Annotated in this window: 8 protein-coding genes; 4 read left to right on the forward strand and 4 right to left on the reverse strand. The window is 40.7% G+C overall.

The annotated features are described in order from the left end of the window. Nucleotides 1-14: 14 nt before the first annotated feature. The 3 genes from aroQ to cutA all read right to left on the reverse strand — a co-directional run bounded on the left by aroQ (nt 15) and on the right by cutA (nt 2,822). The gene (aroQ, locus tag P3J6_RS18705; RefSeq protein ID WP_198523758.1) at nt 15-467 is read right to left on the reverse strand and encodes a type II 3-dehydroquinate dehydratase; all 453 of its coding nucleotides are present in this window, start codon (nt 465-467) and stop codon (nt 15-17) included. Between the two features lie 229 nt (nt 468-696). Then, nucleotides 697-2,502 carry a protein-disulfide reductase DsbD gene (locus P3J6_RS18710; RefSeq protein ID WP_198523759.1) on the reverse strand — a complete coding sequence of 602 codons (1,806 nt, stop codon included), beginning with the start codon at nt 2,500-2,502 and terminating at the stop codon, nt 697-699. Next, nucleotides 2,502-2,822 carry a divalent-cation tolerance protein CutA gene (gene cutA / locus P3J6_RS18715; protein WP_010391672.1) on the reverse strand — a complete coding sequence of 107 codons (321 nt, stop codon included), beginning with the start codon at nt 2,820-2,822 and terminating at the stop codon, nt 2,502-2,504. Before cutA ends, P3J6_RS18710 begins: the two co-directional genes overlap by 1 nt. A gap of 240 nt (nt 2,823-3,062) precedes the next feature. Between cutA and P3J6_RS18720 the strand changes: the two genes are divergently transcribed. From P3J6_RS18720 to rnk, 4 genes are all read left to right on the forward strand, one after another. Continuing rightward, nucleotides 3,063-3,542: an FxsA family protein gene (locus P3J6_RS18720; RefSeq protein WP_198523760.1), complete on the forward strand. Its 480-nt coding sequence runs from the start codon at nt 3,063-3,065 to the stop codon at nt 3,540-3,542. A 109-nt stretch (nt 3,543-3,651) separates the two neighbouring features. Further along, a complete protein-coding gene (locus tag P3J6_RS18725; protein WP_008113511.1) occupies nt 3,652-3,939 on the forward strand; it encodes a co-chaperone GroES in 288 nt (95 codons plus the stop codon). A gap of 49 nt (nt 3,940-3,988) precedes the next feature. Further along, nucleotides 3,989-5,638, forward strand: a complete 1,650-nt coding sequence (gene groL, locus P3J6_RS18730; RefSeq protein WP_198523761.1) for a chaperonin GroEL — start codon at nt 3,989-3,991, stop codon at nt 5,636-5,638. Between the two features lie 175 nt (nt 5,639-5,813). Continuing rightward, nucleotides 5,814-6,227, forward strand: a complete 414-nt coding sequence (rnk, locus tag P3J6_RS18735) for a nucleoside diphosphate kinase regulator (protein ID WP_198523762.1) — start codon at nt 5,814-5,816, stop codon at nt 6,225-6,227. Between the two features lie 56 nt (nt 6,228-6,283). On the opposite strand, the gene P3J6_RS18740 is transcribed toward rnk, so the two are convergent. Beyond that, the gene (locus P3J6_RS18740; protein WP_198523763.1) at nt 6,284-7,780 is read right to left on the reverse strand and encodes an NAD(P)H-hydrate dehydratase; all 1,497 of its coding nucleotides are present in this window, start codon (nt 7,778-7,780) and stop codon (nt 6,284-6,286) included. Nucleotides 7,781-8,327 lie beyond the last annotated feature (547 nt).

An 8,327-nucleotide genomic window follows, 5' to 3' on the forward strand; every position in this document is an offset into this window, starting at 1 on the left:
TTGTTAGTTTAAATTTAGTTTGAGTTTTGCAATCGGCTCACTGCTGCATTTAAAGCAGCGTGATAACCCATTGCACCTAATCCACAAATAACGCCTTGCGCCACATCAGAAAAATAAGAATGATGGCGAAACGTTTCACGTGCATGCACATTACTTAAGTGCACTTCAAAAAACGGAATATCAACGCTTAGCAATGCATCACGTAATGCGACGCTTGTGTGCGTAAATGCTGCAGGGTTAATTATTATGTAATCAATCGCTTGCCAAGCATCATGAATGCGTTCAATGAGCGCTTGTTCACTATTACTTTGAAAATGCGTTAACTCCACACCTAAACTATTAGCAGCGCTGTTTAACTCGCTCACAATATGCTCTAAAGAATGCGAACCGTACTTATCAGGTTCACGCTTTCCTAGCATGTTTAAATTTGGGCCATTTATAACTAAAATCTTTAATTTTGCAGCCATAATACGCGATATATCCTATAAGTAATGAGTTAAGCGGTTACCAACTAGTTTTTCTCTAAAAAGTAAGCAGAAAAAAGTAAGATAGCAACAATTTCTCACGTTAACCAACTATTATAGTGATTTCGAAGTAAATAGCAGCAAAATACTGGTCTAATCTCTATTTCGGGGACTATCTTAAGGGGAGAATAGTGGCACAACATTACCAATCATGTTGTGCCATAAAGAATGGTTATTCAGCGCTGGCACGCACTGCAGCTAGGTGCTTAGCAAAATCATCTGCATTTAAAAAGCCAGTTACACGTTGTGTACTTAACTCTTCACCTTGAGTATTGAAGAATAAAATACTCGGTAAACCAAACACTGAATATGCTTCCATTAGCTCAATTGTTTCATTATCGCTTTGGGTTAAGTCAATTTGAATCAGTTGATAATGACTAAACTCACTTTGCACTTGCGGGTCAGGAAATGTGTAATGCTCAAACTCTTTACACGCTACACACCAGTCAGCGTATAAGTCCACCATTACCATACGACCCTCACTATTTGCTTGTGAAACTGCTTGCTTCAACTCGGCTAAGTTAGCAACGTGCTTAAACTCATTGCTTTGCGTGGTTGTTTGCAAGCTCACGTTTTGTGTTGGCCAAAAATAATTTTTGGTTAAATTAAAGCCCGTAAGCACTAATAAAACAGCCATAAACCACAATAAGGTTTTTAATTTACCTTGTGCTTGGGCGCTTTGCCAATGATGAAAATAAAGCGCTGTGGCGATAGCTAATAGACCTGCTAATAGTAAAATTATCTCGATATCGATAATTCGCTCTAACAAAATAAGTGGCACAACTAACATAATAAAACCAAATAAGGTTTTAACTTGTTCCATCCATCCGCCAGCTTTCGGTAATAACTTACCTCCCGATGTACCAAGGAGTAACAACGGTAAACCCATTCCTAGGCTAAGTACATAAAGCGTTAGTCCACCCACTAAGTAATCGCCGCTTTGTGCCACAAATAATAATGCGGCTGATAAAGGCGCAGTGGTACAAGGTGATGCAATAAGCCCTGATAAAACCCCCATCAGGAATACTCCAATGTAGTTACCGCCTTTTTGATTGTTACTCACTTGGGTTAGCTTGTTCATCATGCCGCTGGGTAACTTTATTTCGTACCAACCGAACATCGACATAGCCAACAACACAAACAATAAACTAAAACTTATCAATACATATGGGTGCTGTAAGTAACCTTGTACTTGGCCGCCTAATGCAGCAACCACTAACCCCAATGCGGCATAGGTAACCGCCATACCTTGAATATAAACAAATGATAGGGCAAATGCTTTTTTGGTAGACAGGTTCTTTTGACCCGCAATTAAGCTAGATAAAATAGGAAACATCGGAAATACACAGGGTGTAAATGCCAAACCTACGCCCACAGCAAAAAATATAGCTAAATTAACCATTAAGCTTTGGCTGGCTAACTGCTCTGTAAAGGTGAGCTCTTTCTCGGGTGTTGCTGTAGTAACAGGCTTTTCTACAGGTTGGCTAAGTGCCGCAAATGCACTACTTGCTGCTGTATTTTCATTAGTATTAGTTTCACTTGCCAGTACACTTAATGGAATGCTGATGATTTCAGGTGGATAACACAGCCCTGCTTTTGCACAACCTTGATAACGCACCTTAACAACGCCATCTTCACTGACATTACTCAACTTGCTAATAACGCTGATAGAATTAAAAAACACCTCAGTTTTGCCAAAAAACTCATCTTCAATTATTTCACCAGAGCCCAACTCAGGCACGTCAATGCTGGCACCTTTGGCAATAATTTCTATTTTGTCTTTATATAGATAATAGTCATCAGCGATATCCCAACCAACAAATAGCGTGCTGCCTTGCTGGTCAAAATCAAATACAAACGCTTCATTGACCGATAAAAATGTGTGCTGAGTTGGTTTTAGAAAATCATCAAGGGTATTTTGTGTTGCCCAAGCAGGCGCGATTAATACGCTTAATAAAAAAAATAAAATAAAGCGCATTAATGAAGCACCTCATCCATCCAATTAAAATAAGCCAAGTTACCCGTTGCCACATCAACAACTTGTATTTCTGGTACTTCGTAGCTGTGAAGATCTTTTAAGGTTAAAAATACATCGTTCATTTTGTCAGCTTTGGTTTTAATTAGTAGCTTCACTTCTGTTGCTTCAGCTACTTCACCTTCCCATATGTAAATAGAACTCATGGCCGGTAAAATATTTACACAAGCGGCTAGTTTCTTTTCTATTAGCGCCATAGCCAATAAACGGGCTTCATCGTTATCTTTGCAAGTGGTAAAAATAAGTTTAAATTGCGTTGTCATAGTGAACCTTTACTTGTTTATGGGGGTCTAGCCCCATAGTAGCTGATAGCGGGTGTAATGTGTAGACACGAACTCTGCCAACATTTTGGGTCTTTGCAGTCAAGTGACTTAAACCCACTAGCTATAATTTTACTAACATTAGAGTTGATTACTTACTCTTATTAGCTTGAAAATAGACCCGACAACCCTCACTTATATTTCATTAGCACCTTAATGAGTGTCATTTTTTTAGAGAGTCTTATGTTTAGAATTTTATTTTTGCTGTTTATCATCATCCCAATTATTGAAATTGCCTTACTAATTCAGGTTAGTGACGTGATAGGTGGCTTCGCAACAATTGCTTTAGTGGTACTAACCGCGATTGTGGGTGCGAAAATGGTGAAACAGCAAGGAATGGGCGCACTACAAAACGTACAAGTGCAAATGGCTCAAGGGCAAATGCCGGCTAAAGAGTTGTTTACGGGTATTTGTGTGATTATTGCTGGCGTACTTTTACTAACACCCGGCATTATGACGGATGTATTTGGCCTACTACTTCTTACTCCAGCTATTCGCAATAAATTAGCCGCAGGGCTTGCCAGCCAAGCAACGGTGAGAATGAGCGCTAGTATGCATCAAACAGGTACTTCAGGATTTTCACAACCTCATCAATCAATGCATCATGAGCAAGATGAAAACCATCCCAATACTATAGATGGTGAATACGAGCGAAAAGATTAAAAATTTATCATTTTTTCTCTTGGAATTTTTCACTCTACCCCCATTAATGAAAGCAAATTAGATACACTTTTTTCTGTACTGTTCAGAAACTGTTAGGAGAACTATAAACATGAACATTCGTCCTTTACAAGATCGCGTAATCATCAAGCGTCTAGAAGAAGAAACCAAGTCTGCTGGCGGTATTGTATTAACTGGCTCTGCAGCTGAAAAATCAACTCGTGGAGAAGTTGTTGCCGTAGGTAATGGTCGCGTTTTAGAAAATGGTGACGTTCGCGCGTTAGAAGTGAAAGCCGGTGACACTGTGTTATTTGGCTCATATGTTGAAAAAACTGAAAAGATCGAAGGTCAAGAATACCTGATCATGCGTGAAGATAATATTTTAGGCATTGTAGGCTAAACCTACTTTTCGTTTAACACACATTTTAAGAATTTAGAGGAAATTAAACATGGCAGCAAAAGAAGTACTGTTTGCAGGCGACGCACGTGCAAAAATGCTAACTGGCGTAAACATTTTAGCAAACGCAGTAAAAGTAACATTGGGCCCTAAAGGTCGTAACGTTGTACTAGACAAATCATTTGGCTCTCCAGTAATCACTAAAGATGGTGTTTCTGTAGCTAAAGAAATCGAACTTGAAGACAAGTTTGAAAACATGGGCGCACAAATGGTTAAAGAAGTAGCGTCTAAAGCAAATGATGCTGCTGGTGACGGTACCACTACCGCAACCGTGCTTGCTCAATCTATTGTTAACGAAGGTCTTAAAGCGGTTGCTGCGGGTATGAACCCAATGGATCTTAAGCGCGGTATTGATAAAGCAATCATTGCTGCAACAGCAGAACTTAAAGCTCTTTCTGTTCCATGTTCTGATACTAAAGCAATTGCACAAGTAGGTACTATTTCAGCTAACTCTGATAAAGAGATTGGTGAAATCATTGCTGATGCAATGGAAAAAGTAGGCCGTAATACTGGTGTTATCACGGTTGAAGAAGGTCAATCACTTGAAAACGAACTAGACGTTGTAGAAGGCATGCAGTTTGACCGTGGTTACTTATCTCCATACTTCATCAACAACGCTGAAAAAGGCGCAGTTGAACTAGATAACCCATTTATCTTACTTGTAGATAAAAAAATATCTAACATCCGTGAATTATTACCAACATTAGAAGCGGTTGCAAAAGCAAGCAAGCCTCTACTAATCATCGCAGAAGACCTTGAAGGTGAAGCGTTAGCGACACTAGTAGTGAATAACATGCGTGGTATTGTAAAAGTATCAGCGGTTAAAGCACCTGGCTTTGGCGATCGTCGTAAAGCAATGCTACAGGATATCGCGGTATTAACTGGCGGTACTGTAATTTCTGAAGAAATCGGCCTTGAACTTGAAAAAGCAACAGTTGAAGACTTGGGTACAGCTAAGCGCGTAGTAATCACTAAAGATGATACAACAATCATTGATGGTGCTGGTGAAGAAGACGGTATCAACGGTCGTGTTGCTCAAATCAAAGCACAAATTGAGGAAGCGACTTCAGACTACGATAAAGAAAAGCTACAAGAGCGCATGGCTAAGTTAGCTGGCGGTGTTGCTGTAATCAAAGTAGGTGCCGCTACTGAAATTGAAATGAAAGAGAAAAAAGACCGTGTTGAAGATGCATTACATGCAACTCGCGCAGCGGTTGAAGAAGGTGTAGTACCAGGTGGTGGTGTTGCATTAGTACGTGCTGCTAGTAAGCTAGTTGAGCTACTTGGCGACAATGAAGACCAAAACCACGGTATTAAAGTGGCACTTCGTGCGATGGAAGCACCACTTCGTCAAATCGTTACAAACGCAGGCGATGAAGCGTCAGTTGTTATTAACGCAGTTAAAAGCGGAGAAGGTAACTACGGTTACAATGCAGCCACTGGCGAATACAGCGACATGATTGAAATGGGCATCCTAGATCCAACGAAAGTAACGCGCTCTGCATTACAATTTGCAGGATCGATTGCTGGTCTAATGATCACTACAGAGGCTATGGTTGCTGAAATTCCTAAAGAAGAAGCAGCTGGTGCACCTGATATGGGTGGCATGGGCGGCATGGGTGGAATGGGCGGCATGATGTAATCATCCCCTAAACACTTAGCTCAAATAAAAACCCAGCTTCGGCTGGGTTTTTAGCAATAGAGATAAAATAAATTCACTAAACAACAATAAAATAAACTCAGTGTATTCCAATGCAACTGAGTTCCTGCAAGCTATACCAGAGTAAATTTTATTTAACATGATTAAGGATATTAAGTTGAATACAAAACCTGAAATTATCATTTCATCGCTGGATGCAGATAGGTTGTACACACTAATGGAGTCGTTGCCTGCAAACAGCTTTGCGGGTGAAAAAGAACTTGAAGCAGAACTTGCACGAGCTAGCATAGTTGAGCCGCACGAAGTTCCCGCAACCGTGGTAACCATGAATTCAACTGTGAACTTTGTTGTTGAATCTAAAGGCGAAGAGTTTACTTTAACGCTTGTTTACCCAAAAAATATTGATTCAATTGGCGACAAAATATCAATCTTAGCCCCTGTAGGTAGTGCATTACTTGGCCTTTCACAAGGTGATCAAATTGAATGGCCAAAGCCTGGCGGTGGATTAGTAACAGTAACCATCAAAGAAGTTACTTATCAGCCTGAAAGAGCTGGTGAGCTTCACAGATAGTAGCCAAAACAAGCAGCGAAGACATTAGCTGGCACAGCCAGTCATTGCTGCTTTTACTATTTATGATTGATCAGTGCTCTTACATGCGCAAATAAATCACTGGCTAACATTCCTCTTTGCCCTGATTGTTCACAGGCTCTATCACCCGCCTTTGCATGTAACACAACGCCATAACATGCTGCCTCACTGGTATTTAATCCTTGAGCCATTAATGCCCCAATTATACCACTAAGCACATCACCACTTCCTCCTACAGCCAAACCAGGGTTACCATTTTCACATATCCAAGTATGCTCGGTATTATCGATTAGCGTACCTGCGCCCTTTAAAATAGAGGTCGCTGCGAAGTTGGTCGCACATTGTCGAGCATAATAAAAACGATCAGACTCAACCTCAGAGGTAGTTAAGTTTAATAACCGTGCAGCCTCTGCAGGATGAGGCGTTAGCACGGTATTATTTAATTTATGAGAAGATGATTGCTTAGCTAATAAGTTTAAGGCGTCTGCATCAATAACAGTAGGGATATTGTTTTGCTGGCAATAACGGATTGTCTGCTCAAAGGTTTTTTGGGCCCATTCATCTTGGCCTAAACCTGGACCGATAACTACACACGTTGACCATGCTAGGGCATCATCCAAGTGTTCACTAGTTACCATAAGTTCTGGTCGCCCGATGCTCACAGGTAAAACGGCATGTTCATGGGTATACACTTTTACCATTCCAGCACCAGACCTTAATCCACTTTCAGCACTTAATCTAATAGCTCCTGCAGAGCCGTGGTTTCCTCCTATACATAATAATTTTCCATGACTACCTTTATGGCTGCTCACTGAGCGCTCAGGCAAAGGTTTAAAGCTGTCTATATTGATAATCTGAGCAGAAGGGGTGGCTAGTTTCATAAATTGCTCGCCAATACCTAACTCGTCGAAATACAACTGCCCGGCATGCTGCTTTCCTTTAGTCGTGGTGAGTCCTTGCTTTATCCCAACTAATGTCATTGTTTTGGTGGCCATAATGGCTGTTCCTTGAGGACAGCCTGTATCTGCATTAATACCTGACGGCACATCAATACTCAGTATTGGTTTAGTGCTTTCATTTACCGCTTTAATAATAGTAGCAACATTATCGCGTACCGTATTCTCAAGACCAGTACCGAGTAATGCATCAATTATCACATCACACTCATCGAGTGCATCAGCGCTAAAGTTACAAATTTCACCACCGGCATCAATCCATTGCTTTTGTGCTTTTGCTGCATCTCCGGATAAGGCTTTATTCGGATTAATCGCGCAAACAACTACATGCCGATCTGCTTGTTTGATTAACCGAGCTACCTCATAACCATCTCCAGCATTATTTCCATTACCTGTAATAACTAACGTTTGTTTTGCATTAAAGGTTTTCCAACAGCAAAAAACAGCCTCCGCGGCACGCTGCATCAGCGTGTAAAGGTCTGCGCCGGTAGCATGGACTGCTTGTTCTTCATACCCTTTTATTTGTTTTGACAAATAGGTCAATTGCTCGCACTTAGGTGGCGTTAGTAGTAATGACATAAACAGCTCAATTTAATAAGAATACTTAATTTCATTTTGGGCTTTATAAATTCTTTTTCAAGTAAAACATAGTTATGTAATCTATAAGGCTTTATTTAAGGAGCTATTAATTTTATATAACGAGGATAACCATACAAGAGAAGTTAATAGGAGTTCAGCGTAAAGCAGGGCTTATTTTACCTAAAGCCGGATGCTTTGCACTTCTCTTACATTTGGAGTCGGTGTGCTACTTCGAAGCAACAGCAAAGTAGTATGTCCTGGAATCGGCTCTGATCAATTATCTTCCTTTAGCCTAATACCTTTAACCTTTTACATTTGTTTTTCACTTTTCTGCAGACGTAAAAAAGCCCGGCTCTTTCGAGTCGGGCTTTCTTGTATTTGGAGTCGGTGCGCTACTTCGTAGCGACAACGCAGTAGAATGTCTTAGTGCCCACAGCGATGGAGAGAGCCACATAACAAATGCTACGCTCTCATCCTCTGTCGTGTTCTTCGTGTTCTTTTATCCGTGGGTTTCGAGATATTCAACCCACGCTACGATGGTCAGGTT

The sequence above is a fragment of the Pseudoalteromonas sp. 3J6 genome (genome assembly GCF_903995135.1).
In the GTDB taxonomy this organism is placed as follows: Bacteria; Pseudomonadota; Gammaproteobacteria; order Enterobacterales; family Alteromonadaceae; genus Pseudoalteromonas.

Excerpts from the sequence above, each read along its gene's own strand:
- aroQ (WP_198523758.1), bottom strand. The coding sequence starts at position 467 with ATGGCTGCAAAATTAAAGATTTTAGTTATAAATGGCCCAAATTTAAAC.
- P3J6_RS18710 (WP_198523759.1), bottom strand. The coding sequence starts at position 2,502 with ATGCGCTTTATTTTATTTTTTTTATTAAGCGTATTAATCGCGCCTGCT.
- cutA (WP_010391672.1), bottom strand. The coding sequence starts at position 2,822 with ATGACAACGCAATTTAAACTTATTTTTACCACTTGCAAAGATAACGAT.
- P3J6_RS18720 (WP_198523760.1), top strand. The coding sequence starts at position 3,063 with ATGTTTAGAATTTTATTTTTGCTGTTTATCATCATCCCAATTATTGAA.
- P3J6_RS18725 (WP_008113511.1), top strand. The coding sequence starts at position 3,652 with ATGAACATTCGTCCTTTACAAGATCGCGTAATCATCAAGCGTCTAGAA.
- groL (WP_198523761.1), top strand. The coding sequence starts at position 3,989 with ATGGCAGCAAAAGAAGTACTGTTTGCAGGCGACGCACGTGCAAAAATG.
- P3J6_RS18740 (WP_198523763.1), bottom strand. The coding sequence starts at position 7,780 with ATGTCATTACTACTAACGCCACCTAAGTGCGAGCAATTGACCTATTTG.